Origin of the sequence: Streptomyces sp. NPDC008086, assembly GCF_042957325.1 — a bacterium.
GTDB lineage: Bacteria > Actinomycetota > Actinomycetes > Streptomycetales > Streptomycetaceae > Streptomyces.
Genome location: NZ_JBIBIA010000001.1, coordinates 1,349,212 through 1,375,701 on the forward strand (window position 1 = coordinate 1,349,212; position 26,490 = coordinate 1,375,701).

The 26,490-nt window shown below is 71.4% G+C and carries 26 protein-coding genes; 10 read left to right on the plus strand and 16 right to left on the minus strand.

Features of this window, described 5'->3' with window-relative positions; all coding sequences use genetic code 11:
- Positions 1 to 13 precede the first annotated feature (13 nt).
- On the plus strand, positions 14 to 1,711 hold the full coding sequence (locus ACFZBP_RS05655; RefSeq protein WP_391410384.1) for a hypothetical protein: 1,698 nt from the start codon (positions 14 to 16) through the stop codon (positions 1,709 to 1,711).
- Here the strand turns inward: ACFZBP_RS05655 and ACFZBP_RS05660 are convergent.
- Positions 1,689 to 2,207: a YceI family protein gene (locus tag ACFZBP_RS05660; RefSeq protein ID WP_391410211.1), complete on the minus strand. Its 519-nt coding sequence runs from the start codon at positions 2,205 to 2,207 to the stop codon at positions 1,689 to 1,691. The genes ACFZBP_RS05655 and ACFZBP_RS05660 overlap by 23 nt on opposite strands.
- Before the next feature lie 110 nt (positions 2,208 to 2,317).
- Between ACFZBP_RS05660 and ACFZBP_RS05665 the strand changes: the two genes are divergently transcribed.
- A complete protein-coding gene (locus ACFZBP_RS05665; protein WP_391410213.1) occupies positions 2,318 to 2,800 on the plus strand; it encodes a MarR family winged helix-turn-helix transcriptional regulator in 483 nt (160 codons plus the stop codon).
- Positions 2,801 to 2,901: 101 nt separating this feature from the next.
- Here the strand turns inward: ACFZBP_RS05665 and ACFZBP_RS05670 are convergent, their stop codons facing one another.
- The gene (locus ACFZBP_RS05670; protein ID WP_383456753.1) at positions 2,902 to 3,678 is read right to left on the minus strand and encodes a carbonic anhydrase; all 777 of its coding nucleotides are present in this window, start codon (positions 3,676 to 3,678) and stop codon (positions 2,902 to 2,904) included.
- A gap of 203 nt (positions 3,679 to 3,881) precedes the next feature.
- On the opposite strand from ACFZBP_RS05670, the gene ACFZBP_RS05675 reads away from it, so the two are divergent.
- Complete coding sequence (locus ACFZBP_RS05675) at positions 3,882 to 4,376, plus strand: DUF6174 domain-containing protein (RefSeq protein ID WP_383456756.1); 495 nt, start codon at positions 3,882 to 3,884, stop codon at positions 4,374 to 4,376.
- A gap of 36 nt (positions 4,377 to 4,412) precedes the next feature.
- Here the strand turns inward: ACFZBP_RS05675 and ACFZBP_RS05680 are convergent, their stop codons facing one another.
- From ACFZBP_RS05680 to ACFZBP_RS05695, 4 genes are all read right to left on the minus strand, one after another.
- On the minus strand, positions 4,413 to 5,789 hold the full coding sequence (locus ACFZBP_RS05680) for a phosphatase PAP2 family protein (RefSeq protein WP_383456759.1): 1,377 nt from the start codon (positions 5,787 to 5,789) through the stop codon (positions 4,413 to 4,415).
- Between the two features lie 91 nt (positions 5,790 to 5,880).
- Positions 5,881 to 7,893 carry an ABC transporter permease gene (locus ACFZBP_RS05685; RefSeq protein ID WP_391410217.1) on the minus strand — a complete coding sequence of 671 codons (2,013 nt, stop codon included), beginning with the start codon at positions 7,891 to 7,893 and terminating at the stop codon, positions 5,881 to 5,883.
- A gap of 25 nt (positions 7,894 to 7,918) precedes the next feature.
- Positions 7,919 to 8,641: an ATP-binding cassette domain-containing protein gene (locus ACFZBP_RS05690; RefSeq protein WP_391410219.1), complete on the minus strand. Its 723-nt coding sequence runs from the start codon at positions 8,639 to 8,641 to the stop codon at positions 7,919 to 7,921.
- An 18-nt stretch (positions 8,642 to 8,659) separates the two neighbouring features.
- Positions 8,660 to 9,031 (minus strand): DUF4333 domain-containing protein, encoded by a 372-nt coding sequence (locus ACFZBP_RS05695; RefSeq protein WP_383456767.1) that lies wholly within the window; start codon positions 9,029 to 9,031, stop codon positions 8,660 to 8,662.
- Between the two features lie 299 nt (positions 9,032 to 9,330).
- On the opposite strand from ACFZBP_RS05695, the gene ACFZBP_RS05700 reads away from it, so the two are divergent.
- The 3 genes from ACFZBP_RS05700 to ACFZBP_RS05710 are packed head-to-tail and all read left to right on the plus strand — an operon-like array spanning position 9,331 to position 11,415.
- Positions 9,331 to 9,816 (plus strand): hypothetical protein, encoded by a 486-nt coding sequence (locus ACFZBP_RS05700; RefSeq protein WP_383456770.1) that lies wholly within the window; start codon positions 9,331 to 9,333, stop codon positions 9,814 to 9,816.
- 55 nt (positions 9,817 to 9,871) lie between these two features.
- Entirely contained in the window at positions 9,872 to 10,249 is a 378-nt protein-coding gene (locus tag ACFZBP_RS05705; protein ID WP_391410222.1) for a hypothetical protein, read from the plus strand.
- Positions 10,246 to 11,415, plus strand: a complete 1,170-nt coding sequence (locus ACFZBP_RS05710; RefSeq protein ID WP_391410224.1) for a hypothetical protein — start codon at positions 10,246 to 10,248, stop codon at positions 11,413 to 11,415. Before ACFZBP_RS05705 ends, ACFZBP_RS05710 begins: the two co-directional genes overlap by 4 nt.
- A 33-nt stretch (positions 11,416 to 11,448) precedes the next feature.
- Here the strand turns inward: ACFZBP_RS05710 and ACFZBP_RS05715 are convergent, their stop codons facing one another.
- The 6 genes from ACFZBP_RS05715 to ACFZBP_RS05740 all read right to left on the minus strand — a co-directional run bounded on the left by ACFZBP_RS05715 (position 11,449) and on the right by ACFZBP_RS05740 (position 18,699).
- Positions 11,449 to 12,996, minus strand: coding sequence for a protein kinase (locus ACFZBP_RS05715; protein WP_391410226.1), 1,548 nt, complete (start codon positions 12,994 to 12,996; stop codon positions 11,449 to 11,451).
- Positions 12,993 to 13,787 carry a serine/threonine protein kinase gene (locus tag ACFZBP_RS05720; RefSeq protein ID WP_391410228.1) on the minus strand — a complete coding sequence of 265 codons (795 nt, stop codon included), beginning with the start codon at positions 13,785 to 13,787 and terminating at the stop codon, positions 12,993 to 12,995. The genes ACFZBP_RS05715 and ACFZBP_RS05720 overlap by 4 nt, the downstream gene beginning before the upstream one ends.
- Positions 13,788 to 13,938: 151 nt before the next feature.
- On the minus strand, positions 13,939 to 15,756 hold the full coding sequence (locus ACFZBP_RS05725) for a stealth conserved region 3 domain-containing protein (RefSeq protein ID WP_391410230.1): 1,818 nt from the start codon (positions 15,754 to 15,756) through the stop codon (positions 13,939 to 13,941).
- A 15-nt stretch (positions 15,757 to 15,771) separates the two neighbouring features.
- Complete coding sequence (locus ACFZBP_RS05730) at positions 15,772 to 17,478, minus strand: stealth conserved region 3 domain-containing protein (RefSeq protein WP_391410232.1); 1,707 nt, start codon at positions 17,476 to 17,478, stop codon at positions 15,772 to 15,774.
- 91 nt (positions 17,479 to 17,569) lie between these two features.
- The gene (locus ACFZBP_RS05735; RefSeq protein ID WP_391410234.1) at positions 17,570 to 17,809 is read right to left on the minus strand and encodes a hypothetical protein; all 240 of its coding nucleotides are present in this window, start codon (positions 17,807 to 17,809) and stop codon (positions 17,570 to 17,572) included.
- Positions 17,810 to 18,135: 326 nt separating this feature from the next.
- Complete coding sequence (locus tag ACFZBP_RS05740) at positions 18,136 to 18,699, minus strand: DM13 domain-containing protein (protein WP_391410236.1); 564 nt, start codon at positions 18,697 to 18,699, stop codon at positions 18,136 to 18,138.
- A gap of 74 nt (positions 18,700 to 18,773) precedes the next feature.
- Here ACFZBP_RS05740 and ACFZBP_RS05745 point away from each other — a divergent pair, with 74 nt between their 5' ends.
- Positions 18,774 to 19,448 carry a TetR family transcriptional regulator C-terminal domain-containing protein gene (locus ACFZBP_RS05745; RefSeq protein ID WP_391410238.1) on the plus strand — a complete coding sequence of 225 codons (675 nt, stop codon included), beginning with the start codon at positions 18,774 to 18,776 and terminating at the stop codon, positions 19,446 to 19,448.
- 529 nt (positions 19,449 to 19,977) lie between these two features.
- Positions 19,978 to 20,811 carry a PIG-L family deacetylase gene (locus tag ACFZBP_RS05750; protein ID WP_383456791.1) on the plus strand — a complete coding sequence of 278 codons (834 nt, stop codon included), beginning with the start codon at positions 19,978 to 19,980 and terminating at the stop codon, positions 20,809 to 20,811.
- A 55-nt stretch (positions 20,812 to 20,866) separates the two neighbouring features.
- Here ACFZBP_RS05750 and ACFZBP_RS05755 read toward each other — a convergent pair whose 3' ends face one another.
- Positions 20,867 to 21,055 carry a hypothetical protein gene (locus ACFZBP_RS05755; protein WP_391410240.1) on the minus strand — a complete coding sequence of 63 codons (189 nt, stop codon included), beginning with the start codon at positions 21,053 to 21,055 and terminating at the stop codon, positions 20,867 to 20,869.
- Between the two features lie 83 nt (positions 21,056 to 21,138).
- Positions 21,139 to 21,954 (minus strand): oxidoreductase, encoded by an 816-nt coding sequence (locus ACFZBP_RS05760; RefSeq protein WP_391410386.1) that lies wholly within the window; start codon positions 21,952 to 21,954, stop codon positions 21,139 to 21,141.
- Positions 21,955 to 22,047: 93 nt separating this feature from the next.
- On the opposite strand from ACFZBP_RS05760, the gene ACFZBP_RS05765 reads away from it, so the two are divergent.
- Positions 22,048 to 22,572: a TetR family transcriptional regulator gene (locus tag ACFZBP_RS05765; RefSeq protein ID WP_391410242.1), complete on the plus strand. Its 525-nt coding sequence runs from the start codon at positions 22,048 to 22,050 to the stop codon at positions 22,570 to 22,572.
- 25 nt (positions 22,573 to 22,597) lie between these two features.
- Here the strand turns inward: ACFZBP_RS05765 and ACFZBP_RS05770 are convergent, their stop codons facing one another.
- On the minus strand, positions 22,598 to 23,167 hold the full coding sequence (locus tag ACFZBP_RS05770) for a TetR family transcriptional regulator (protein WP_391410244.1): 570 nt from the start codon (positions 23,165 to 23,167) through the stop codon (positions 22,598 to 22,600).
- A 538-nt stretch (positions 23,168 to 23,705) separates the two neighbouring features.
- Positions 23,706 to 25,205 carry an MFS transporter gene (locus ACFZBP_RS05775; RefSeq protein WP_391410246.1) on the minus strand — a complete coding sequence of 500 codons (1,500 nt, stop codon included), beginning with the start codon at positions 25,203 to 25,205 and terminating at the stop codon, positions 23,706 to 23,708.
- A 575-nt stretch (positions 25,206 to 25,780) separates the two neighbouring features.
- Here ACFZBP_RS05775 and ACFZBP_RS05780 point away from each other — a divergent pair.
- Positions 25,781 to 26,482 carry an SDR family oxidoreductase gene (locus ACFZBP_RS05780; RefSeq protein ID WP_391410248.1) on the plus strand — a complete coding sequence of 234 codons (702 nt, stop codon included), beginning with the start codon at positions 25,781 to 25,783 and terminating at the stop codon, positions 26,480 to 26,482.
- Positions 26,483 to 26,490: the final 8 nt, after the last annotated feature.

Consider the following 26,490-nt stretch of genomic DNA (forward strand, 5'->3'; position numbering starts at 1 on the left):
AGAACAGCAGTGGGTGACGCCGGGCGGACGGACGTACCGGTCGGTGCCCGCACCGGTTCCGGAGTCCCCCGCCCAGTGGCATCGCGTCCTGACCCTTCTCTCCGACGTGAGCCTGTTCGTCGGCACCCGGGCGATCTGGACGCAGGCGGCCGGTCACCGTCTGGTCGTGGCCGCCGCGATCTCGGTGTGCTACGCCTCGATCCTGGCGTGCGGCGTGCTCGCCCTGGTCGTGCGGCGAGCGCGGTCGCTGGCCCGCGTGGACCTGTGCGTGCTGGTGACCGCGGTGACGCTGACGCTCTGTGGGTGGGCGATGAACCACGGCGGCAGCGACGAGGCGGCCCTCACCACCCAGGCCGCCCGTGAACTGGTCGCCGGGCACCCGGTGTACGGGCAGCCGTGGCCCTGGCTCTTCGGCCACGGCGTCGCCCTCACCCCGACCGTCGCGGGCGGCTACGACTTCACGTACGGCTATCCGCCGCTGGCCCCGCTGCTGACCGCGCCGCTGCTGTGGCTGGGGCACGGGGCGCTGCCGATGACCGTCGTGAGCACGGCGGCGCTGATCGCCGGGACCGTCGCCCTGTGGCGCTCGCTGCCCTCGCCGTGGCGGTCGGCGGCGACCACGGCGTGTCTCGGCTTCGGGTTCCTGCCGTCGTACGCCCGGCTCGGTTATCCGGCGATCGTGGCGCTGGCCCTGCTGGTGCCGGTGGTGGTGCGGTGGCCGCGGCTCGGGCGGGGCGGGCGGCTCGGCGCGGGTGGGCTGGCGCGGGCGGCGTGTCTGGGGGCGGCCTGTGCGGCGCAGCAACTGCCGTGGTTCGTGGCGCCGTTCCTGCTGGCCGGGGTCTACGCCGTGCGGCGCGGGGAGCTGGGTGCGCGGGGTGCGGCGCTGGTGGTGGCGAGGATCGTCGGGGCGGCCGGGGTGGTGTGGCTGCTGCTCAACACGTACTTCGTGGTGAGCGAGCCGGTTACCTGGATCCGGGGGATCGCGCTGCCGTTGACGCAGGGTGCGGTGATCCACGGGCAGGGCGTGGTCGGCGTCTCGCTGTACTTCACCGACGGCAGCGACCGGCTCGACTGGTACTCCCACGCGAGCGTGCTGCTGGCGGCTGGGCTGCTCGCGGTGTTCGTGCTGTTCGTGCGGCGGCTGGGGCCGGCGGCGACCGTGCTGCCGTGGTGCGCGTTCTTTGTGGCGACGCGGTCCCAGGACGGCTACTACCTGATGATGACTCCGCTCTGGCTGGCGGCGGCGGTCACGGCGCCGACGTCGGAGTTCGCCACCGCGTGGCAGCCACGTCCGCGGTTCCTGTCCGGGCGCCCGGCGCGGGTGGCGGTGGCCGCGCTGCTGGTGACCCCGGCGCCGGCGAGCGCGGTGTGGGCGGCGACGGGGACGCCTCCGCTGGATCTGCGGGTGACGTCGGTGCGCTGGGCGACGCCGACCGCCGTGTCCCGCCTCGGCGTCGAGGTCGGCAACACGGACGCGGTCGCCCTGGCGCCCCACTTCACGTTGACCACGGGCCAGGGCATGAACCAGTACTGGACGGTCGTACGGGGTCCGGCCGCGGTGCCCGCTCACGCGACGGTCCGCTATGAACTCCAGCCGCCCTCGGGGCGGTTCGTCCTGCCCCGGCCGGGCATCCGGATCCGGCTGCGGGCCTTCACGGCCGTACCGCAGACGCTGTCGAGCGCCGACGTCAGGCTGCGGCGCTCCGGGTGAAGCGGAGCGTGCCGGCGACCGTGGTGAGGCCGCGGATCATGCCGAGCTGGTTCCAGCCCATGCCGAACTGCTCGCGGTCCACGGTGAACTCGGCGTCCAGGGTGAGGGACTCGGCGTCGGCGCCGACGAGGCGGGCGGTGAAGGTCTTGGGGCGGCTGATGCCGCGGACGGTGAGCTGACCGACGACGTGCACGGTGTCGCCGTCGCGCAGCTCGGCGCCGCGGGCCGAGAAGGTGATCTCGGGGTGGTTGGCGGCGTCGAAGAAGTCGGCGGCGCGCAGGTGTTCGTCGCGCTTGGCGTTGCCGGTGTCCAGGGAGGCGACGTCCAGGGTGATGGTGCCCACGGCGGAGCCGTCGGGGCGGACCTCGCCGTCGCCGGTGACGGCGGCGAAGCTGCCCTTGATGGTCATCAGGCCCCAGAGCGTCTTGTGCCGGACGGCGACGGTGGAGGCGGCGGGGTCGAGCTGCCAGGTTCCGGTTTCGACGGCGACGGTCATGATCTGTCACTCCTGAGCGATGGGCGGGGAGGACCACGCTGGTAGTCCAAATTTGGATGACCTCACGCTAGCCGATACTCCAAATTTGAACAACAGCTACACTCGAATTCATGGCCGACCTCCCCGAATGCCCCTCCGCCTCCGGCGGCGGACTCCTGCCCGCAGAACTGCACGCCTGGATGCTGATGCTGGCCGCGACGGGGGCCGTGGAGCAGGAGCTGCGTACGGTCGTCAAGGAACGGCTGGACGTCTCGCACGACGAGTTCCTGGTGCTGTGTCTGCTCGCCGCGGACCCCGGCGAGGCGCTGCGCATGACCCGGATCGCGGAGCTCCTCGGCCGCCCCAAGACCCGGCTCACGTACCAGATCGCCTGCCTCCAGCACGCCGGCCTGGTCACCCGGACGTCGGTCTGCGGCGACAAGCGGGGCGTCGAGGTCGCCCTCACGGAGAAGGCGCGGGGACTGCTCGAGGACGCGTCCGGGGTCCTCGCCGAGACGGTCAAGTCGGCGCTGGCGCGGTTCATGGGCCCGGCCCAGCGCGAGGCGATGTGCGCGCTGATGCCGGACTTCGCCGCGGAGGCGACGCCGGAGTAGTCGCCGGTGCGGTGGGGACGCCCGGACGCCTGGATGGCTCGGGCGGCCGGGGGAAGGCGGAGGCGATGACCGGCCGCTCCCTGCCGGCCGGTCATCCCGCGTCAGGCGGAGGGCGCTCCGGTGAGGACCTCCACCCGGCCGGTGTCGAGCGAGTAGTAGGCGCTGACGACGGCCAGGTCGCCCTTCTTCACGAGCGGGGCGAGATCGGCGTTGCCGCGCAGATCGGCGGCGGTCTGCTTGACGTGGACGCGCGTCATGGCGTCCACCGGGTCGGCGTGCTTCTGCTGGGCGACCGCCTCGTACGCCGGGCGGAGGGCTTCGGCGATGGACTGCAGGGTGCCCGGCAGCGGCTTGTTGTCCTTCAGCGCCTTGTACGACGCCTTGACCGCGCCGCAGCGCTGGTGCCCGAGGACGACGATCAGCGGGGTTCCCGAGGTCATGGGCCCGTACTCGACGGAACCGGTGACCACCGGAGCCACGACCTGCCCGCCGGTGCGCATCACGAACAGGTCGCCGAGCCCGGTGTCGAAGAGGAGCTCCGGCGGCACCCGGGAGTCGATGCAGGAGAGGACGACGCCGTACGGGTCCTGTTCCGGGGCGACGAAAGCGCGCCGGTCGAGATCACGGTTGGGGTGCTGGAGCGTTCCGTCCACCCAGCGCTTGTTGCCCTCCATGAGCCGTGCGAACGCCGCCCATGGGGAGTCCGGGGCCGGTGCGTTCGCGGAGGGCGAGGGGGTCGATGCCGCTCCGACGGCCGCCTGCTTGTCCGCCGCCGTGCCGGTGTCCGACTTCGACGAACAGCCGGTGATCACGGCCGCGGTGGCGAGTATCCCTCCGGTGAGAACGGCTCTCCGCTGCGGTTGCGAGACACTGCCCATGGCACGCTTCCCTTCTGGTGTTTCCCCTGGTGGGGCGGGTGGTGCCACTCTTTCGAAACGGCGGTTAGCAGCCGTACAGCGCTGATGCAGCGCATGAGAAACACACGTCCAAATCACGCAGAGTCGCCGGGAGTTGACAGGCCGCCGAACGTTCCCCGCCCGGCCGGCGTCATAGCTGTGCCGTCGTCGAAGGGACATCCGCCGTGACCGTCTTGCCGCGCCCCACCCGTGCCGGGTTCCTCGCCGCGCCGATCAGGGGAGCGCTGATAGGGGGAGCGCTGTGCGCGGTCACCGCGTGCGGCACGCAGACGCCCACAGCCCAGCAGGCGCCGGAGCGCGTGCCGGAGCGGGTGACTTGGCAGGAGCCCGCCTCGTACGCCTACACGCTCCGGTCGAGCGAAGGCGAGCGAGCCCTCGTCGGCGCCTTCCGGATCACGGTCCGCGACGGCGCCGTGGCCGAGGCGGTGGGCCTCGACGACAGCGGCCGGAGGGTCGTCGAGGAACTCCCCGACGCGGTGCCGACGCTCGGGGAACTCCTCGCGGAACTGGAGCAGGCCCGACGGGACGACGCGGACACGGCCGAGGCGCGGTACGCGGCCGACGGGCACCCCGTGGACATCTCCCTGGACTGGGACGAGAACGCGGTCGACGACGAGGCCCGTTACGCGATCAGCGCCTACGAACCGGCCGGCGGCTGACCGGCGTCGCCTCCAGGGGACGCCGGGCAACGCCGGTCACACGAGTTCGGGTTGCGGCTCCGGGCGCGGTGCGAGGGCGGTCTCCGGCTCCCAGAGCCGGACGGTCCGGACGAAACCGAGGATCACCGAGACCATCGCCAGGACGAGCAACGGCCCGAACAGCCAGGGCCGTTCGGCCATCTCCAGCGGCAGGTAGCGGTACGCGACGAGGAGTGTCACGAAGACCGTGGCCCCGTAGGCCACCAGTCGGACTCCCGAGCGGTCCCAGCCATGTGCCTGCGAGCGCAGAGCCGCCTCGATGGTGAGCGCGAACACCACGCCGGCCACGAGGTCCACGCCGTAGTGGTAGCCGAATCCCAGCGTCGCGCCGAGGGTGGCGACCAGCCAGAAGGTGCCCGCGAACCGCAGGAGTCCGGGGCCCTTGCGGGAGTGGACGAAGAGCGTGGTGGCCCAGGCCGTGTGCAGACTGGGCATGCAGTTGCGCGGGGTGATCTCGTCGAACGGCATCGGGTGCGGGACGCCGATCGGCGGCGCCGTCTCCGGCCAGAGGGTGGCCACCGCCCAGTGCTCACCGCCGGTGCCGAATGCGCCGGTGCCATAGGCGAAGACGGGTCCGACCACCGGGAAGATCATGTAGATGGCCGGCCCGAGAAGGCCGATCACCAGGAAGGTGCGCACCAGGTGGTGGGCCGGAAAACGGCGCTCGGCCGCCACGTGCCGCAGCTGGTACAGGGCGATGACGACCGCGGCCACCGCGAGCTGGACGTAGACGAAGTCGAGAACATGAGGGCCGACCGGTGCGGTGGCCCGGACGATGCGACCCACCAGCCACGACGGATTGCCCAACGCGTGGTCGGCGACCGCCAGGTACTGGTCCAGCACCGCCGGGCGGGTCTTGGAGGTGATCAGCAGCCAGGTGTCGCCCGTCTTGCGGCCGGCCACCAGCAGCAGGCCGAGGCCCACACCCTTCAGCAGCAGAGTCCGTTCGCGGCCGGTGCGGCGTGTGACGGCGACGACCGCACAGCCGAGCATCACCAACAGCGCGCCGTTCCCGAAGGGGTGGCCCTCGGTGACCTTGATGTCGAGAATCCACCGCGCCAGCAGGATGACGAGGTCGATCCCGATCGCGGTGCCCAGCGCGACCATCCGCTGCCGCCAGGTGAGCACCACCATCATCAACGCCATACTGGCGTACAGCAGGAATCCCGATTTGGGCGGGAATATCACCTCTCGCGCCTGAGCGGTGACCGGCCCCGGCAGGCCGTAGTGGCGCGCCGCGATCTCCAGCGCGACGAGGAACCCGAGGGCCACGACGGCCGCGGCGGTCCAGAGGACGACCCGCGGCCGGCGCCAGGCTCCGACCGTACTGTTGCTGTCTGTTCGCGAAAATAGCCGCGTTTTTATGGTTATCAATTATTTAGTCGATTTGCTAAGTATGGGCCGAATACGGACTTTTCCAGGCGATCATTAGTTCGATCATGTTATCGGAGCAGTCAAGACGGCCTCAGTCCGACGTCTGCACCGGGCCCGCCGTCACCTTCCGCAGCAGCGGCCTGCTGCCGGCGATGGCGGCGAACACGGCCAGCGCGCCGACGACGACGCAGAGCACCAGCTGCAGGGCGCCGGTGGTGTTGACGGTGGTGCCGGCCGCCTTGTTGAGCTGGACGGCGCCGAAGACACCCATCGCGGTGGTGCCGCCGGCGAGGACGCCCAGTGGGATCACGGTCTCGCGGATCCGGGCCCGGTCCAGCACGTCGAGCGGGGTGCCGGACAGCCGCAGCAGGCCGTACACACGGCGCCGGTCGAGGACGTTCGCGGCGGCCGTGAGGCCCGCGGAGGCGGCCGCGACGAGGAAGCTCAGCACCAGCGTGGCGGCGCTGACGGTGGCGACACGTGAGGTGACCGTGTCGTCCGACGCGGACGCGTACTCCTGCGTGACCGGGTACCTGCCCGACCCGAGCGGCGTCAGCGCGGTGACGGCGGCGTCGACGCTCTCCCGTCCGCCAAAGACCCGGGCGGTCACGCCGTCGACCCCGCCCAGCAGGCTGTCGTACTCGTCCTCGCTCGTGACGGCGACGGTCGCGGTGACGCCCGCCTCGTGCAGGGCCGTACGGGCCTTGGCCGCGGTGTGCCGGGCGTCGGCGGCGTTCGCGGTGATCACCGCGACCTGGCCCTGGTGGGGCGCGCCGTCGGCACCCAGCGTGACGGAGAAGAACCCGGCCACGAATCCGGCGAGCACCAGGCCGCTGACGGTGCGCCAGGCGCCGCGCGGGTCGTCGCTGAGCCGGCGCGCGGCCAGCAGCGTGGCGGGGCGCTTGGCACGGCGGCCGACGATCCGGCCCAGCCGGTCCACGACCCATGGGCCGAACAGCCAGAACGCGCCGTAGAAGAGCGCCAGCAGGGCGAGCAGCTGACGGGCCTTCAGCTGACCGCCGTCGTCCGTGCTCATCCAGATGTAGGCCAGGACCGCGACGAACAGCACCAGGCGGATGGCGCGGGTGCGGCGCGGGTCGGCCTGCTGGGCGACACCCAGGGGCGAGGTGGCGACCTGGCGCAGCATCGTCACCGCGCTGACCGTGATGAGCGCGGTGACGGCCAGCACCACCGCCGCGAGCCACGGCAGCCCGACCCAGAGCTGTCCGGTGTACCAGGCGCCGACGCCGTACGGGAGTGCGGCGAGCGCGGGCAGCAGGGCCACGTAGGCGAGCGCGCCCGTCAGCGCACCGGTCGCGCCGACTCCGGCCGCCTCCACGGCGGTCATGGCGAGGATCTGCCGTGGGGTCCCGCCGGCCAGCCGCAGGGCGGCGAGCCGCTGTTCGCGCCGGGCCGCGCCGAGCCGGCCGGCGGCCGCGGCCAGCACGACGACCGGCATGACGAGCAGCACCACGCCCAGCAGCACGGTCCCCTGGTCGGCGCCGGTGAACAGACTCGCCTCGGTGCCGGCGAACCCGGCGACCGGTGCGCGGTCCGTCAGCCCGTCGTCGTAGTAGTTCTGCTCCCCGGCGGCCTCGGAGACCGCGGGATCGCCGGGTGCCCGTCCCACGACGGCGACCAGCTCGTCGGGCGAGGCGAGGCCGGCGGCGCCGATCGCGTCGTAGGACCGCACCGTCGGGAAGCGGTCGGCGAGTTGCTTGGCGGGCAGGTCGTGCAGGAGCTCGGCCAGGGCGGGCGAGACGTACACCTCGCCGCGCTTCGGGAAGCCGCCCAGGCCGGGCGGGGCCGGGGTCTGCTTGCGGCCGGGCAGCTGGGCCAGGTTCACGACGGTGACGGGTTCGTCGCGGACGTATGTCGTGGTCGTGGCCTGGACGGCCGTCGCCCGCTTCGCCGGTACGGCGTCGGGAGTGCGCCAGGTGGTGTGGTCGGCGCGGGTGCCCGCGCCGAGGGCGGCGGCGACCATCACCAGCAGCAGGAACGAGCCGACGGCGGCGGCCCCGGCCGCGAGCAGCTGGGACTGCAGGCCACGGCGGCCGGAGGACCTGGCGAGATGCCAGGTCAGGGGCAGGACGGGGGAACGCATGGGGGCTCCGGGGCGGTCGGGCGGCTCAGGCCACGGTGGACTGGCTGTAGTTGCTGATCCGGCCGTCCCTGACCTGGAGGACGCGGTCGCAGTGGGCGGCGACGTCGGCGTCGTGGGTGACCATCACCAGGGCGGCGCCGGAGGCGCGGGTGACCGACGTCAGCAGCCGGACGACCTCGTCGCTGGTGCGCTGGTCCAGGGCACCGGTGGGCTCGTCGGCGAAGACCACGTCCGGCTCGACGGCCAACGCGCGGGCGATGGCGACGCGCTGGGCCTGACCTCCGGAGAGCTGCCCGGGGCGACGGCCCTCCAGCCCGTCCAGGCCGAGCGGGGCGAACCAGCGGCGGGCCCGCTCGACGGCCGCCTTGCGCAGAACTCCCTCCAGCATCAGCGGCAGTGCGACGTTCTCCTCGGCGGGCAGCTCCGGCAGCAGCTGGCCGAACTGGAAGACGAACCCGAACCGCTTGCGGCGCAGCGCACTGAGCCGGTTCTCGCCCAGCTTGTCGATGCGCCCCCAGCCTTCGGCCGGGGGGACCCCCATCTCGCCTCGCTCGCCCCGCAGCAGCACCTGGCCGCCGTCGGGCCGGATGATCCCGGCGAGAGTGTGCAGCAACGTGGACTTGCCGGACCCGGACGGGCCCATGATCGCCAGCGAGTCGCGCTCGCGGACCTCCACGTCGACGCCGGCCAGGGCGGTGGTGGAGCCGTACTTCTTGACGAGGCCGTACCCGGCCAGAACGGTGCTCATGGTGTGCCGTGACCCTTCTCAGCGCTCGAACTTCCAGGTGACGCTCCTGGCGTCGGCCTTGGTCACCCGGACGGGGATGCGGACGGTCTCGCCGTCGCCCTTCCTGCCGGTGCAGGTGATGCTCGCGCCGGTCACGGCCTTCAGACCGGTCGGGCAGGTCACGCCGGAGACCTTGTCGCCGACCCAGGGCAGCGGGTGGTACCTGCTCTCGGTCCGGCCCGCGACGATGTTCGCCGCGAGCGCCCGGTGGCCGTCCACCGAGGTGGTGCTGTCCTCGTCGAGGCGAGTGGTCGACTCGGTGCCGGCGAGGACATGGGTGCCGAGTCCGGCCAGCGCGACCACGGCGGTCGCACCGCCGACGACGCCGACGAGGAACTTGCTGCGCTGCATCGCGTACTCCTGATGTCCCGATGTCCGTGGTGAGGATGCGGCTCCACCCTCGCCCGTCCGCCCGGGCGCGCGCCTCGGCCATAAGGTCGGGGTCGGCCGGCGCCGGCGACCGGCCCCTCGGCCGTTCGGCCGATCCGGCACTCCCGCCTCATCGGCCCGGCGTTGAAAGCGCACACTCCGTGACCCGGCACCCTGACATTCGTCAGGGACCGCAGGCGCCGCCTCCTGCCTAGTGTTCGAGTCGCCTTCCAGCCCCGCGCACCGCGGGGCGCCCTCCACAGTCAGGAAGAGACGGCTTCATGCGCCTGCTTCGCTCCACACTCGCCACGGCCGCCGCTCTGTGCGCGGTCGCCGCCGGTGTCGTACTCGTCCAGCCCGCGCAGCCCGCGGTCGCCTCGGCCGCCGACTGCGAGGGCGGAGCACGGGGCTTCCGTGATCATCCCGACAACGCGGAGGGCGACACGGACAAGCCGCGGAGCTTCAACCTCGGCGACGTCCGCTTCACGCTCGAGAAGGGCGTGTACGTGGGCCAGCAGATCGCCTTCGGCAAGATCAGCGGGCAGACCCGGCCCGGTGACAACGTCTGGATGGACTGGCGGGCGAACGGCTGGGACAACAACAACGCCGTGTCGCCCTGGCTCCAGTGCGGCCCCTTCACCGTCCGGTCCAACGGGCAGAGCCTGACCACGCCGTTCCGGCGCACCAGCACCGACCCGCAGTACAACTTCCGGGTCTGCGGGTCACGGGCCGTGGACGGCGTCATCCGCTGCTCCGACTGGTGGTAGGCCCCGCTCCCCTTCCGCACGTCCGGCACTCCCCACCGCTCTCCACGCGAAAGGCATGACCATGCGCAGACTCTTCCGCGGCGCGGCCGCGCTCGCCCTGGCCACCGTTGCCGTCCTGACCGGCACCACCCAGGCCCAGGCCGAGGGCGGCGCCTGGGACGGCTGCCCGTACGGCGCCGTCTGCATCTACCCCCAGAACGTGACCCCCGCCAACAGCCCGTACCCGAGCCACATCTTCTACTCGTACGGCTTCCACCCCATCTACAACCAGTACGGCAACCACTGGATCCTCAACAACCAGTACGACGGCGCCCTGGTCGAGCTGTGCAAGTCGAGCAACACGGACTGCCACGAGTCCATCCCGCCGCAGGAGGGCTGGTACGTAGACCTCACGCCGATCAACTCGCTCCACCTCAGGGAGCACTACCTGTGAGGCGCCGGCTTCTCGCGACCGCCGCCACGCTGCTCCTCGTCGGCGGCGTGGCGGGGTCCGCCGCCGCCGACGCCCCGACGGCCCGGCCTCCGCAGGCCGCGCCCGCTGCCGTTCAGGTGCCGAACGGTGTCACCGCCGGGGCCGCCGTGTTCGACCGGCAGACCGGCACGTTCACCGAGCAGCTCAACACGAGCGCCCGCTTCCGGTCCGCCTCGGTCGTCAAACTGCTGCTGGCGCTGGACTTCCTGTGGAACCGGGGCCCCGACTACACGGTGCCCGCCGCCGACCGCGCCCTGCTGGAGCCGATGCTGCGCAGCAGCTACGACGACGCGGCCGACCACTACTGGGTGGAGAACGGCCAGGCGGCGATCATCACCCGCATGGCCGGGCGGCTCGGTCTGCAGGACACGGCACCGCCGCCCACCGGCTACGAGGGCTACTGGGGCTACACCTCGCTCTCGGCCCGGGACACCGTGACGATCTACCGCTACCTCCTGGACTCCGCGCCCGGCCCGGTGCGCGACTTCGTGATGGGCAACCTGCGCCGGTCCACGCGCTGCGCCTCCGACCACTTCGACCAGCACTTCGGTGTCGCCGGGGCGTTCGAGAAGCCGTGGGCGGTGAAGCAGGGCTGGTCGGGGTCGTACGAGGAGGGCACCTGCGGCACGGGCGCCAGCACGACGACCTCGTCGCGTACGGCGTCCGGGGCCCAGGGTCCGGCCCAGGCCACGGTGACCGCCGCTGACGTCGACCTGACCCGGCCCGCGCTGCACAGCACGGGCACCGTGGGCGCCGGGGACCGGTTCATCGTGGCCGTGTTCACCCTGCACCCGCTGGGCACGTCGTACGGAAAGGCGTACACGGACATCGGGCGGCTGACCCGCTCGCTGAACGTGCCGGGGGCGGCACGGCCGGCCGGGTGGTGGTACGGCACCTGGAGCGAGCATGTGAACGTCCGCCCGGACCCGTCCACCTCGAACTCCCGGATCACCCGACTCCCCGCGGGCGTCGAGGTGTTGGTGGGCTGCCAGAAGCGGGGGCAGGAGGTCTCCGTGCCGCCGTACACCAACGACTGGTGGGCCTATCTGCCCCAGTACGGCGGCTGGATCTCCAACATCTACATCAGTTCGCCCGACAACCGGCTGCCGGACGTCAAGGACTGCTGAACAGGTGGGGCAGCGGTACGGGGGACCGCTGCCTCACCGCTCGTACGCGGCGAGGTTGCGGAGCACCTCGTCGACGTGCGGCCGTACGCGTTCGGGGACGCCGCGTTCCTCGATGACGGTGCGGTCGCTCGTGCGCCAGCCGGCCGCGATCAGCGCGGGAAGCTCCGCGGCGGGCAGCCCGGCCTCCTTGAAACGCTGGTCGAGCCAGCACACGTACAGGCTCATCGTGTGGATCGCGTCCGGCGGCGACAGGTGGTCCTTGTCGCCGTCCCCGTCGCCGTCCACCGCCCAGGCCCGGAAGACCGACGGCGTCCACATGGCGATGCCGTACTCCCCCGCCCCCGGGCGGGAGGCGTTCGCGTCGAAGCCGCTCTCCGCCTTGATCATGGCGGCGAGCAGGGCGGGCGTGACCTCGGCGTCGGTGCAGCGGCGGGCGGCGGTCACGAAGACCGGGCGCAGGGCCTTCGGTACGTCGGAGTTCTCCGGGAGTTCCCCGGAGGCGGCCGGGCTGTGGGCGCCGGTGACCACGGCGGGCGCGTCCCGGCCCTCGTCCGCCGTGCCGTCACCGGCGTCACCGCCGCCGAGCAGCGCGACACCGGCGACGGCGGCGGCCGTGACCCCGGCGAGCGCGACCGCGGCGAGCGGCCACAGCCGGCGTCGGCGGGACGGACCGGCGAGTTGCTCGACCCGGGCGGCGAGCCCGGCTGCGGTGTGGCGCAGGCGGGACGCGTGGTCCGGGGCCAGACAGTCCGCGACGAGCCGGCGCCAGTCGTCGTCGAGTCCGGCGTCGAGGCGCAGGGGTGCGGTGCCGCGGGCGTAGGCCTGCGCGGCGAGCGAGCGGGCGCGGGCGGTGGCGCCGGGGAACGGGTGGAGGCCGCCGGTGAGGACCTGGTGGGCGAGGATGCCGAAGGCCCAGACGTCGGCGGTCGGCCGTACCACGGCTCCGTCCGCTCCGGTGCGCTGGGACCACCACTCGGGCGGCAGATGGTCGAGTGTGCCGAGCGGCGGCAGGTGGGCGTGGGTGCCGTCGAGTTCGGTGGCGAGGCCGAAGTCGGCGAGCCAGACCTCGCCGGCGGCGCCCAGCAGTACGTTGGCGGGTTTGAGGTCGCCGTGCACCCAGCCGGCGTCGTGCATGTGGGCGAGCCCGGTGGCGACGCCGCGCAGGACGCGCACGGCGTCCGGGACGGGCCGACCGGTCCCGGAGGAGTCCAGCAGCTGGCGCAGGCTGGCCTCGGCACGGTCCATGACGAGTGCGATCGCGCCGTCCAGGGCGGGCAGTTCGGGTGCGTCGACGGTGCACACGGCCCGGGTCCGGACGAGGTTCGGGTGGTCGGCCTCGGAGCTGAACCGCACCTCCCGGGCGACGAGTTCGCCGAGCGCGGCGCGCTGGCCCGGGCCCAGGGCGCCGGTCGGCAGCACCTTCACCGCGGCCGTCGTGCCGTCGGCGACCGCGCGGGCCTCGTAGACGGTGCCCCAGCCGCCCGAGCCGATGACCGTGCCCACTTCCCAGCCGTCGATGCGGAACCCGACGGGCAGGCGCGGCGTTTCGAGGGCGCTCTCCTCGGCGCCGGAGGCGTTCACGCGTGGGTCTCCTGCGGGGCGGGACGGCGGCGGGACGGCAGCAGGGCGAGGTGTTCCTCCCGGACCAGGCCGAAGCGCAGGGCGAGGGAGGCCAGTCGGGCGCGTTTGGCGCCGGTGCGGGCGGTGCCGTCGGCACCGGGCTCGTCGCCGAGGTCCAGGCGGAGTTTCGCCGACGCCAGGTAGTCGATGTGGTAGTTCACGGCGGACCGGGTCAGCCCGCGGCAGCTGTCCAGCGGGCGCAGCCGTTCCGCGATGTCCCCGGCGCCCGGCAGCGCGCTGTCCGACAGCTCGCGCAGCCGCGGCTCGCACAACGCGACCAGGACCAGGAAGTACTTGGCGGTCACGTCGAGGGCGTAGGGGTGGACGGTCTGCTCACCGGCGCCGGGCGCGGAGCGTTCGTCGAGGTAGGCGTGCTGCGGGGCGAACACCTTGAACTCGACGGTGCCGTTCAGGGCGGGCAGCACGACCCGGGAGAACTCGAAGGGCACCGGCGCGCCGAGCCGCCGGGGCGCGACGGTGATGTACTCGCCGGCCCCTTCCAGGTTCTCGACGACGTAGGCGGCGTCCCGGCTGAAGTTGGACAGCCGCCAGTAGTCCTCGGCCGCCTCCAGCCGCCCCGCCCGCCGGGAGATCCCGGGGTCGGGCAGCAGGATGGCGACCTCCCGGCCGCCGGGGGTCCCGCGCCCGAACTCGGCCACGTCGCCCGGTCCCATGTGCAGCAGTGCGGGCCTGCCGGGTCCGTCGGCGGCCGGTGCCGACGGACCCGGAGGCTGAACGATGATCGTTTCCATGCCGGCTGTTCCCCCGATGTGATCGCCAGGATTGTACGAGCGGGGCGGATGGTCGGTCCGCCTCGGCCGCTGCGACAACGAGAGCATCACCGGTCACAGCGGTCGCCGCAACCATCTGTGGCCGTTCCGTTGCGCCTGGCACGATCCCGTGTCAGTCGAGGCTCTGCGCCTCCTTGCGGGTCGGCTGTGCGGGAACCCTCGCCGTGAGCGGTACGACGGGGTGCGGGGTGCTGCGGGAGGTGCCTTCGAAGCGGCTGGGGAAGGGGTACTTGCGGTCCAGGAAGGCGCGGATCGCGGCGTGGGCGGCCCCTCTGGCCTCGGGGGCGGTGTCCACGTCGTTGAGGCAGAAGAAGTCGACGTCCTCGCCGGCCGCGAGTCGGGCCAGGCGCCGGCGCATGTCCGGGGTGCCCAGCTGGACGTAGCGGAAGCGGTAGTCGGCTGGCACGGCCCGCCCGGTGGCGATGGCCCAGTGGTGGTGGAGCGTGGAGGTCGGGGCGACGTCGGAGGTGGCGCGGAAGCGGGAGTACGCGGTCCGCTCCAGCTCCGCCACGCCGAGGCTCTCCATCTCCCGCATGACGGACAGGAGTTGGGGGTGCGGGGTGTGCAGGGACTTGTGCGTGGCGTGTCTGCCGTGGAAGCGCATGATCACCTCGCGGGCGTTCTTGCCGGCGGAGTTCGGGGCCGGTTCGAGCGGGTGCGGGGCGCCGACTCCGAGCTTCAGCGGGGACAGCGGGATGCGGGCTATGCCGTTGCCGTGGAAGAAGTGCTCGGCGTGCACCGGGCGGTTGATGAAGACGTCGTCGTTGAAGTACAGGTAGTGCTCGGACAGGCCAGGGATGTGGTGCAGGCGGCTCTCTATGGCGTGCGAGTTGAAGACGGGGAGCGCGTCGGCCGGGAGGATGTCCCGGTGGTCGATCACCGTCAGGCCCTCGGCGTCGGGGTCCAGCCAGTCGGGGAGCTGGGAGTCGGTCACCAGGTAGACGTGCCGGACGAAACCGGCGTACATGTCCAGCGAGCGCAGCGCGTACCGCAGTTCGTCGTGGCTGGTGTAGCGGGAGGCACCGGTCTCGCGGGCGGCGATGACGTTGCCGGAGAGCTCCTGGTACGCCCGGCGTTTGACGGCCATCGCCGGGTCGTCGCCGTCGACCCAGGTGTAGACGGCGTCGACGGGGAAGCGGACGTCGTCGATGCCCGGCTCGGCGAACGGGGCGAAGGTGGGCACGCCGCGGTGGCGGCCCGCCACGGTGACCGGCTGCCGGGCCGCGGCCGGGAGCACCTCGGAGACGGGGTTGCGGCGCGGGGCGACGAGCGCCTGGGCGAAGACGTCGGGCAGTCGGCTGCCGGGCACGGTGAGCCAGGACGGGTCGGCGCCGGGCGCGGTGCCCAGGTCCCGGCCGTAGCGCCAGAACTCGATGTCGCAGCCGGTGTCGAGGCCGGTGAGCACCTGCCCCGCGGGGCCGAGGCGCACCACTCCGGTGCGCAGGACCGCGGCCCGCTTCAGCGCCCGCGGCAGTCTCCCGTCGGCCCACAGGACCGCGTTCGTCACGGCTCCGTCGCGGTCGACGGCGGCGACGTACCCGACGGTGCCGGCGAAGCGCCGGCCGGCCCGGGACAGCACGGTGTCGCGGTGTGTCTCCTCGACGCCGACGACGCGCCGCGGCGCGCCGGGGCCGTGGTCGCCGGGGACCAGGAAGTACGGCACGCCGAGCCCCTCCAGCAGGGTGCACATGCGCTCCAGGTCGGCCTCCACGGCGTCGTCCGCGGTGTAACAGGCGACCGTACGGCCGTACAGCCGGGTCGGTCCGAAGGTGATCCGGCGCAGTCCGGGGACGGCTGCCCGAAGGCGTCGCCGGGACCGGGTCGCGCGCAGCGCCCAGAGCCTGGCGGCCAGCCAGGCTCCGAGGCGCACCAGGAGGTCGCGGGCCGCTCTCGTGCCCCTGAGCCCCGCGAAGCGGTGACGGATGTCCATGCCCCCCGGCCCCCGTCAGTCCTGCTTCTCGGACTTCTCGAAGGGGCTCGCGAAGGGGAAGTAGTCCTCCAGGAACTCGTTCATCCGGACGCCGACCCGTTCCCGTTCCTCGGGCTGCACATCGACATCGTTGAGGCAGAAGAAGTCGAAACGGCGGGTCCGGCGCAGGTCGGTCAGGCGGGCCTCGGCGTCGGGGCGGCTGATGTTCACGTACCGGAAGCTGTACTTGCCGGGCACTCCGCGGCCGGTCATCAGCGCGTACTGGTAGAGCAGCGGGGCCGTCATGGCGATGTCCCGCGGGGAGCGGAAGCGGGACGCGGTGGTGCGGGCGATGTCCTCGGGGAAGAGTTCCTCGAGGTCGCGCAGGGTCTCGGCGCGCTGGGGCAGCGGGGTGTGCATGAAGTTGTTCGTGGTCATCCGGCCGAACCTCTCCAGCAGCAGTCGGCGGACGTTCTTGCTCGCGGAGTTGGTGGCGGTCTCCTCGGCGTGCGGTTTGCCGACGCCTATCTTGAGCGGGGAGACCGGGATCTTCATCAGGCCGCTGCCGTGGAAGAAGTGCTCGGCGGTGACGCGGCGGCCGACGAACACGTCGTCGTTGAAGTACAGGTAGTGCTCGGAAAGGCCCGGGATGTGGTGCAGCCGGGTCTCGATCGCGTGGGAGTTGAACACCGGCAGGACGTCCGGCGGGAAGATGTCGCGATGGTCGACGACGGTGATCCCCTCGGCGCGGTCGTCGAGCCAGTGCGGCTTCTGGCCGTCGGTGACGATGTAGATGTGCCGGACGAAGTCGGCGTACATCGCGAGCGAGCGCAGGGAGTACTTCAGCTCGTCGTGGCTGGTGTAGCGGGAGGCGTTGGTCTCCTTGTCGAGGATCTCGGCGATACCGCGGTCCTGGTAGCGGGCCCGCTTGGCGCGCATCGCCGGCTCCTCGCCGTCCACCCAGGTGTAGACGACGTCGACGGGGAAGGTCACGTCGTTCACGGTGGGCAGGGTGAGCGGGGTGAACGTCGGCAGTTCGCGTTCGCCGACGCGCACCGTGGCCGGGGTCTGCTCGGGCGCCGGCAGGACATCGGTGACGCCGTTGTTGCGGGGTGCGACGAGGGACTCGGCGAAGATGTCCTCGGAGGCCTGCGGCTGCACCCTGGCCAGGCGCCGGGGTCCGTCCGCGGACGCGAGGAGCTGCGCCCCGTCCTCCCAGAACTCCACGTCGCAGGCGAGTTCCGGGCCGGCGAGCAGCTGGCCCGCGGGGCCGAGGTGGTTCTCGCCGACACGCAGGACGGGGGCGGTACGCAGCCGGGCGGGCAGGACGCCGTCGAGGAACAGCGCCGGGTGCTTGAGCTTTCCGCCGGGCAGCGGTCTGCCGATGAACACCGCCTGTCCCGCGTACCGCGTCTCCAGGGCGGTGAGGAGGCGGTCCCGGTCGACGGCGTTCACGCCGACGGTGTGGCGGGTGCGTGAGGCCGGCACCAGGAAGTACGGGATGCCTTCGGCCTCCAGCGCGGCGACGACCAGGCCGAGGTTGGCGGCGGCCGCCTCGGCGGCGCTGAACCGGGTCACGACCCGGCCGTAGAGCTGCTGGCCGCGCACCGCCACCGGGCGAAGCACCGGGTCGGTGCCCGCGGCTCTGCGACGGCGTCGCAGGGTACGCAGCTGCCACACCTTCTCGGATGCCTTCTGCTCCACACGCGGACGCATCCGCCGGGCAAAGGAACGCACGGTCACGTTCTGAGCTCCTCTTCACGCACCCCAACACAACTCTGCGATAGCCAGACAGACGTGTGCGACGGAAGGTTGTAGAAGAGTTCTCCGAGATTTAACGAACGGTGGCCTGTTCCCGCACACCTCCTTCAGTCGGGCGTGGTATAGGGGCGAGGCTCAGCAGTACGGCGGCCGGGTGGTCAGGGAGGCCGCCCACCTGGCTGCCCTTGACGTACGGATCCCAGGCGTACCGCTTCGTCTCCGGGTCCTCGACCCACTGGGAGACGCTGTCGACGAAGACGGCGTCCTGCCGGGGATTCCCATAGGAGTACGTGGTGCGCGGATTGTTCTCCAAGTGGTCGACCTCCCGCGCCCGGGGACCGACTGAGGAAGACGCCGCACCCTCGCCGGCCCGCACTCGCGTAAGGCGGCAAGGGGACGTGTCGGGGTGTCCGTCCGCAGAGTCCGGTGTCAAGACACGGCCCGACAGTGCGCGCCAGCCCTACCGTCCGTGCACGGCGCTCGGCGAGGTCACGCGAGCCGCGCGATCAAAGGGCCCACGCCCCGCATCGACAACGGCAAACGGGAAGGTCGAGATCACCGGCTGAGCCGACGACGAGACGGCGCAGCGACGCCCGGGACCGCCCGGCAGCAGGAACTCTCTCGTGGCGTCGACACGACCTAGGCCCGGGTGAGTTCGGCGGCGCCGAAGGAGACGTCGAAGCGGTCGCACCAGATGGTGACGCTGCGGTATCGGGCCGGGTCGATGTCTTCGGGCACAGTGTAGTTCTGGCTGCCTTTGTTGCCCTTGAGCTTGCCGAGGCTGACATATCGGCCGTCGTCGAAGACGTGCCAGCCGGCCCGGCCCTTCTCCACGGGCGCGTCAGTCAGCCAGACGCGCAGGTCAGGGCCGTTGCTGGTGTCGAGGTTCGCCAGCCTCACGACATGGGATCCGTCGGCCAGCCGCAGCAGCTTCACCATGCCGGACGTCGCGTGCTCGTGGCTGATCAGCTCGCCGCCCGCCACCGTCACCGGGCCCGCCGGTGCGGAGGGCGCCCCGGAAGACGGCGGCCCCACGGGTGCCGTCGAGGCGGCCACGGTCCCGGGCAACGCCTCCTGAACCGTCTCGTCCTGCCACAGCTTCCACGGCTGGAACCAGTACAGCCCCAAGCCGACCCCCACGACCGCCACCACCAGCACACCGACGCCCCACGGCCTCGCCCACCCACTCCGCACCCGCCCCATACCGCCCCTCCTGGGAGTCGCTCGTCCTCACTCCCATTCAACGGACGAACACCGGCGTCCGGGGCGCCCGACGGATGACGAAACCCTTACGTCCGCCGTGCGAGCGCTGGTTGCCGTACGCAGAGGGCGCCCATGCTCGCCAGCGCGCATCCGGCCGTACAAGCGCCATCGCCGGCCCGAGCGGGTTCGGTTCGGGACGGCCTCCAGGCCGCCCGGCCCGGCTGGCCGGAGTCACCGTCGGCTCGAAGGAGAAGTTGCTGCTCTTCGGCCTGGAGCACCTGACCGGGAAGTTCGGGGAGCGGCTCGCCGCCCGCGTCCGAGCCGCCGGGGACGCGCCGGGGCCGCGCGCGATGGTCGAGGCGCTGCTGATGACGGCGCTGCCGACCGACGAGGAGAGCCGTGTCTTCCACCACCTCTACACCTCGTACGCCGTTCTGGCCGTGACCGACCGGACGCTCGCGGCCCAGCCCTTCATCAAGGACCCCGACGCGGCCGAAGCCGCCCTGACCGACCTCCTCCGGCGGGCGCAGGTCGCGGATCTGCTGCAGCCGGGTGTGGACGCGCAGTCGACGGCGGTCGGCCTGCTCGCGATGTCCGCGGGGCTCGGCACCAGCATCCTCGTCGGTCAGCGCAGTCCCGAGTCCGCCGCCACGGTGCTGGACGACCATCTCGACCGCGTCTTCCGCCCGGTCGATGCGGCCGGTGGACGCGGAACCCATTCGCGGTCCTCCCTCCCGAGTGCCCCGTAGCCAGCGGCGGGCTGGCATGTCAGCGCTCCTTTCCGCGTGCCCACAGCGTGCCCGTAAGGCCTGTCGACCACGGTCAACAGCGGTGCGTTCACGCCCTCCGAGCCCGCCGCACCGGAGCACACAAGCTCAGGTCAGTAGCTGTCCGGTCCGCAAGCACCGGCGCTTCCCAAGCTGAGAGCGCTCACCAGGGGGCGCAGCGAGGGTCGGTCAGATGTCCGCCGTGTCCGCGGGAGGTCTGCGCGCGGTTTGCCGTCGTCGCGGCCATCCGTCACCGAGGACCGCTTCCGCGACGTCCCGGCAGGGGCGAGAGAACAGGCCGAGAAGAGTGCAGGGTCCAGGAAGCGTGCCGGAATCTCACGACGGGTGCCGGAGAAGCCGGATCGGCGTGGCGCCGACAGGCGCGTCGCGCCTGTACGTCGTTCGAGTTGAAACGCGGGCGCCTGGAAGGCCAAACGGCCGCGCCGGGAACAGCGGGTCCGGTCGGCACGGTTGCAGCGAGCAAGACGTATCTCTGCAGGAGGACTGTTTCATGACTGACCGCCCCTTGACGCTCATGGCAGTACACGCTCACCCCGACGACGAGGCCACGGGAACCGGAGGGGTCCTCGCGCGGTACGCGGCGGAAGGCATCCGCACGGTTCTGGTGACGTGTACCGACGGCGGTTGCGGTGACGGACCGGGGGGCGTCAAGCCGGGCGATCCCGGTCACGATCCCGCGGCGGTCGCCCTGATGCGCCGTCAGGAACTTGAGGCGAGCTGTGGCGTGCTGAAGGTCAGCGATCTGGAGATGTTGGATTACGCCGACTCCGGGATGATGGGCTGGCCGAGCAACGACGCCCCCGGATCCTTCTGGCAGACCCCCGTGCAGGAAGGCGCAGCCCGGCTCGCGGAGCTCATGCGGCACTACCGACCCGATGTGGTCGTCACCTACGACGAGAACGGCTTCTACGGCCACCCCGACCACATCCAGGCCCACCGCATCACGATGGCGGCGCTGGAGATGACCACGCTGACACCGAAGGTGTACTGGACGACGATGCCCCGCTCGATGATGCAGCGGTTCGGCGAGGTCATGCGCGAGTTCGGTGAGGACATGCCGGAGCCGGATCCCGCCGAGGCCGCCGCGCTGGCCGAGATCGGCCTCCCCGACGACGAGATCACCACGTGGGTGGACACCACCGCGTTCAGCGGCCAGAAGTTCGACGCGCTGGTCGCGCACGCCAGTCAGGGCGAGAACATCTTCTTCCTCAGGATGGGCAAGGAGAGGTTCGGCGAGTTGATGGGCATGGAGACCTTCGTACGGGTCCAGGACGCCACCGGCGCGGCCGTACCCGAGAACGATCTCTTCGCCGGACTGCGCTGATCCGCCCGCCCGGGGGGACCACCGCTCGTCGAGCTCAACCGGGAGGCGATCAGTGTCATGAACCACTCGCCAGCTTCTGGATGCGCGGGTGGTTCCCCAGGGCCCAGCGGACGGTCTTCGGCGGCCGGCCGAGGAGTGTCTCCAGCTGGTCGGTGGTGCCACGGTAACCGCCCCCGCCCATCAGCCTGGTCAGGGTCTTCAGGTGCTCCGCGGTGTGCGGGACCGAGGCCAGGGCGGTGTCCACGTAAATCTCGTTCCAGGTTTCGATCTCGCGGGGCGGCTGGGCGGCTGGGCGGCTGTTCGGAAAGTCCAGGCGGCGCCTGTGCGTCAGCCGGCCAGCTGGTTCATCTTGCGGATCTGCTTGTCGAAGACCCCGGCGGGGGCGAGGCGGCGCAGTACGCGTGCGCGTCCGGCCAGCGGACCGGCGGTGTAGCGCGGCTTCGGCTTCGACGCGGTCGCTGCCGTGACGATCGCCCGGGCGACGACGGCGGGTGCGTCGCCGCTCCTGACGGCCTCCGCCATGACGCGGTCGACGGTCCGCCGCTGCTTCGCGTACGCGTGCAGGGGAGTGTCGGGCTTCGCGCTGTTGGCCTCGAATCCGGTCCTGGTGTAGGCGGGTTCGACGATGAGCGCCCGGACGCCGTGGTCCCGGACCTCGTGGTCCAGGGATTCGGTGTAACCCTCGATCGCGTGCTTGGAGGCGGCGTAGGCGGCCATGTAGGGCTGAGGCAGGAACCCGAGGACGGACGAGACGTTGATGACGCGCCCGCGTCGCTGAGCGCGCATGTGCGGCAGGACCTCGTTCACCAAGCGCATGACCCCGAAGACGTTGGTGTCGAAGACGGAGCGGGCCTGCTCGACGGAGGTCTCCTCCGCCGCACCCATCGAGCCGACGCCGGCGTTGTTGACCAGGACGTCGATCCGCCCGAACCGCTCGTTCACCTCCTGGACCACCGCGGCGACCGAGGCGTCGTCGGCCACGTCGAGGCCGAGGAACGTCACGCCGTCGAGCGGGGTGACGCGTGAGGTGTCACGGCTTGTGCCGACCACGTTGAATCCAGCCGCGACCAGCGCGAGCGCGGTCTCCCTGCCGATTCCGGAGGACGCACCCGTCACGAGTGCCACCGGCCGATCTGTCGTCATCATGGACTCCCGAACTCGCTAGAAACCGATCGGTTTCCGCTATAGTAAACCGATCGGTTTCCATCTGCAAGTTCAAGCGGGGAGAACGGCCTCATGGGCAGGTTCAGTGCGCAGGAGAGGCGCGACGGCGTCATCCGCGCGGCGATCGTCGAGTTCGCGCGCGCGGGCTACCACGGCACCACCACCGCGTCGATCGCCGACCGGGTCGGCGTCACACAGCCGTACCTCTTCCGGCTCTTCCCCGACAAGAAGACGATCTTCGTCGCCGCACTGCTGCGGAGCGCGGAAGAAACCCGCCTGGCTTTCGAGAGGGCCGCGGACGGGATGGAGGGCGGCGAGCGGGCCTTCCAGGCCATGACGACCGCTTACGCGCAGCTGATCTCGACGCGCCCCGAAACGCTGCTGATGCAGATGCAGGGCTACGCCGCCGTGGCGGCCGCCGAGGCACGGGGTGACGACCTGATCGGCGAGGTCGTCCGGGCCGGCTGGACGAGGATCTGGGAAACCGTCCACCTGTCACTGGGCGCCGATGTCGACCGGACCACGAGCTTCTTCGCGTGCGGCATGCTCGGCAACACGCGTACGGCCATGGGACTTCCCGCGAGTGCGGGGAAGTGAGGGAGCTTTCCGGGTGGGCGGTGCGTCAGCGCACGCCCGCCGCATCGAGCAGGGTGGTCACCGTGGGCGCGATGAGCCCGGTCAGGCCGTCGGCGCCGATTCCCGCGCGGGCACTGGCGCCGTCGAAGACCACACTGAGCTGCCGGGCCAGGAGATCAGGATCACCCGCCCCGCCCTGCTCTGCCTCGGCGCGGAAGAAGGCGGCCAGGTTCGCCTTGATCTGATGGGCGACTCGGCTCGCGGGGTGACCCTGGTCCTTGAGTTCGATCTGCACGGCCAAGTAGCGGCAGCCCCGGAACTCGGGCGCCCCTGCCTGCGATTCCACCTGCTCGAAGACGTGAAGGATCCGCTCACGGGGCGAGCGACCGTCGTCCGCCGCGGGCAGGAGAGTAGCCACGTAGGCGGAGGCTCGCTCCTTCAGGCTCGCCGCCAGGAGTTCGTCCTTGCTCTCGAACAGCTGGTACATGGAGCGCTTCGACACTCCCGCCGCCTTGCACAGTGCGTCGACGCCGATGTTGACACCGTCTCGGTAGGTGAGCGTGGCCGCCGCCTCCAGCAGCCGCTCTCGGGAGTTTGACTTCGCTTCGGTGGTCATATCGCGAGGTTAACTCGATCCCAGCCCATTGCAAACCGATCGGTTTATGAGACGTGCCGGGATGTGCTCGTCGGCGCTGCGGCCAAGGCCGGGGTCGCACCGGCGCGTCATCCCGAAGCCGAAGAGCGCGGCCGCGATGAGGCCGGCAGCCATCATCGTCCAGCACCAGGCCCGGGCCGTGCCGCATCGGGCGTCGCACCCGAGGATCGAGGGGTACGGCCGGCCGTCGGCACCGCCGTCGAGGCCTCCAGGCTCGGCGGGCGCTCCCCACTCCTTGCCGTGTGCGGCGCGCCCGCATCGCACGCCCGCCACTGCCGTGACGTCACTCCGTGGCGGCCCCCAAGGTCGGCGGGCCCATCGGCCTGGCGAATTCAGCCCACCTCACGGGCGCCCTCAACCGGTGGTGACCGGTTCACTGAAGAGGAACACCCAGGTGGAGTCGGCGACTCCGCGCGGAGACGCCCCTGCCTTCCTGCGCTGATCGGTCATTGAGAGCACCGATCAGCGCAGGGCATTTCTCACCACGGTGGATTCGGGCTCAGTGGGCGACCACGAGTTCGCCCTCCGACGGCGCCAGAGCCCGATTCGGAATCAGGAACGCCGCGAGCACGGCACCGACCACGAAGATCCCGGCGCCCCACTGCAGGGTGGCCGTGTAGCCCTCGACCCCAGCCTGCGCCGCGGCCAGTGCGCCGGGCTTGTGCGAGGTCAGGTAGTCGGTCGTGGCCGATGAGGCAACCGTGGTCAGCAGTGCTGTACTGATCGAACCACCTACCTGCTGGCTGGTGTTGATCAGCGCCGAGGCGACGCCCGCGTCCTCGTGGTGCACCCCCGCGGTCGCGCCCTGGAACGCGGTGGTCATCACGCCGCCGATGCCGAGACCCAGCAGGATCATGCCGGGCATGATGTGGGCGACGTAGGTACTGTCCAGCGCGAGCTGAGTCAGCAGGGCCATGCCGGATGCGGCGACCAGGAAGCTGACGCTGACCACGACCTTCGGGCCGACCCTGGGCAGCAGCAGCGAAGGCACCGTGGTGGAGGAGGCAACGATGCCGCCGACCATCGGCAGGAAGGACAGGCCGGCCTCGATCGGCGAGTAGCCGATGCTGGCCTCCAGGTAGTAGGTCAGGAACAGGAAGATCGAGAACATCCCCATACCAAGGACGAACACCGCCAGGAACGAACCACCTCGGGCCCGGTCCAGCACGACTCGCAGCGGCAGCAGCGGATGCGCGACCCTGAGTTCCAGCCAGGCGAATACCGCGAGCAGCACCACGCCGCTGATCATGGAGCCGAGGGCGACCGGGTCGGTCCAGCTGGTGGATTCGACGTGCGCGAACCCGTAGACGATGCCGAACAGCGCGGCGCTCACCACGAGCGTGCCGGGGATGTCGATTCTGGGTCGTTCGGTCACCGCAGGCTTGGCCAGCCACAGCAACGCACCGACCAGCGCGACGGCCGCGAAGATGACGTTCACGTACATCACCCAGCGCCATGACGCCCATTCGGTGAGCATGCCGCCGAGCAGGAGTCCGACCGCGGCGCCCGCACCTGACAACGCGCTGAAGATACCGAAGGCCTTCGCCCTCTCGGCCGGTTCGGTGAAGGTCACGCTGAGCAGTGAGAGTGCCGCGGGGGCGAGCAGTGCGGCAAAGACGCCCTGGGCCACACGCGCACCGACGAGGATCTCGAAGCTGCCGGCCGCGCCGCCGACGACGGATGCGGCCGCGAAACCGACCAGCCCGGTGACGAAGGTCGTACGTCGGCCGAACAGGTCACCGAGTCGGCCGCCGAGCAGCAGCAGGCTGCCGAACGCCAGGGCGTAACCCGTGATGACCCACTGCCGGCTGCCGTCACTGAAACCGAGGTCGTGTTGCGCTTCGGGCAGTGCGATGTTCACGACGGTCGCATCGAGCGTGACCATCAGCTGTGCCACGCCCAGCACGACGAGCACCAACCAGCGCACGGCATGTGAGCCGCGACGGCCCGTGTCTGTTGTCTCGGGGGCGGGCGCCCCACGATCGAGGGTAGTAGTCATTTTTCCCTTAGTCGCTGGTCAAGGGCTTCACATCGTCGGGAAACCGATCTGTTTCCACTCAGAAAAACAGATCGGTTTCCACGACGCAAGTGAACGACTCACTCCCGGCCCGTGACGGCCCGTCAAGGCCGAGGTCCACGCAGCCGACGGCACCGCCTCGACGCGCGGCCAGGGAGGAGGCGCGACGTGTCGGCGAGGCCGCAGGACCCCGCGAGGCCGTAGGGCCCCACCCCGCCCGGCCGACGAGAGTCCGCCACGCCGTTCCCCGCACGTCCGCGCCGACCCGACTGCGCCCGCCACCCGGAAGCGCTCTCGCACTCACCGCGCCGCCGACCGTCCTCGCCCTGACGAGTCAGCGTCCGCCCCGTAGCCGATACGGGCCCCGCGGCTCACTCCACCCCCGAAGAGGAGCCCCGCGGCGGTGTCGACTTTGCCCGCCCTGACAGACACGGCACCCCGAACGACAGCCTCCACGCCCCCCGTTGAAGCCGGAAACTCCATCAGGCTTGCGCCTGGAAACCGATCGGTTTACAGTTAGCGAAAACCGACCGGTTTCTCATTCTGTGGAGAGAGTCATGACTGCATTGAAGGACGCGAACGTCTTCGTCACCGGCGGCAGCCGCGGCATCGGCAAGGCGCTGGTGGAGGAGCTGTACGCGCGCGGTGCCGGCAAGGTCTACGCCACGGCCCGCGACCCGCGCACCGTGACGCACCCCGACGCCGTCCCGGTGGCGCTGGAGGTCACCGACCCGGCCTCCGTGGCGGCCGCCGCCGCGCAGGCGGGGGACGTGACCGTGCTGATCAACAACGCCGGGGCCTCCGTCGGCGCATCCTTCCTCGACTCCCCGATCGAGGACGTCCGCCGCGAGTTCGAGACCAACTTCTACGGCCCGCTCCTTCTCACCCGAGCCTTCGTTCCGGTCATCGAACGCAACGGCGGCGGCCACATCCTCAACGTGCACTCGGTGCTCTCATGGATCGCGCTCGGTGGCTCCTACAGCGCCTCCAAGGCAGCCCTGTGGTCGCAGACCAACTCCCTGCGCCTGGACCTCCAGCCGCGCGGCATCGCCGTGACCGGACTGCACGTCGGATACGTCGACACGGACCTGGCAGCCGGCGTCGACGCGGCCAAGTCCGACCCCCGGGACGTGGCCGCCCTCGCCCTCGACGGGGTCGAGACGGGCGCGTACGAGGTGCTCGCCGACGACATCTCGCGGCAGGTCAAGGCGGGCCTGGCGGGTGATCTGGCGGGACTGTACGCCCAGTTGGCGAAGTAGCCCCTGCA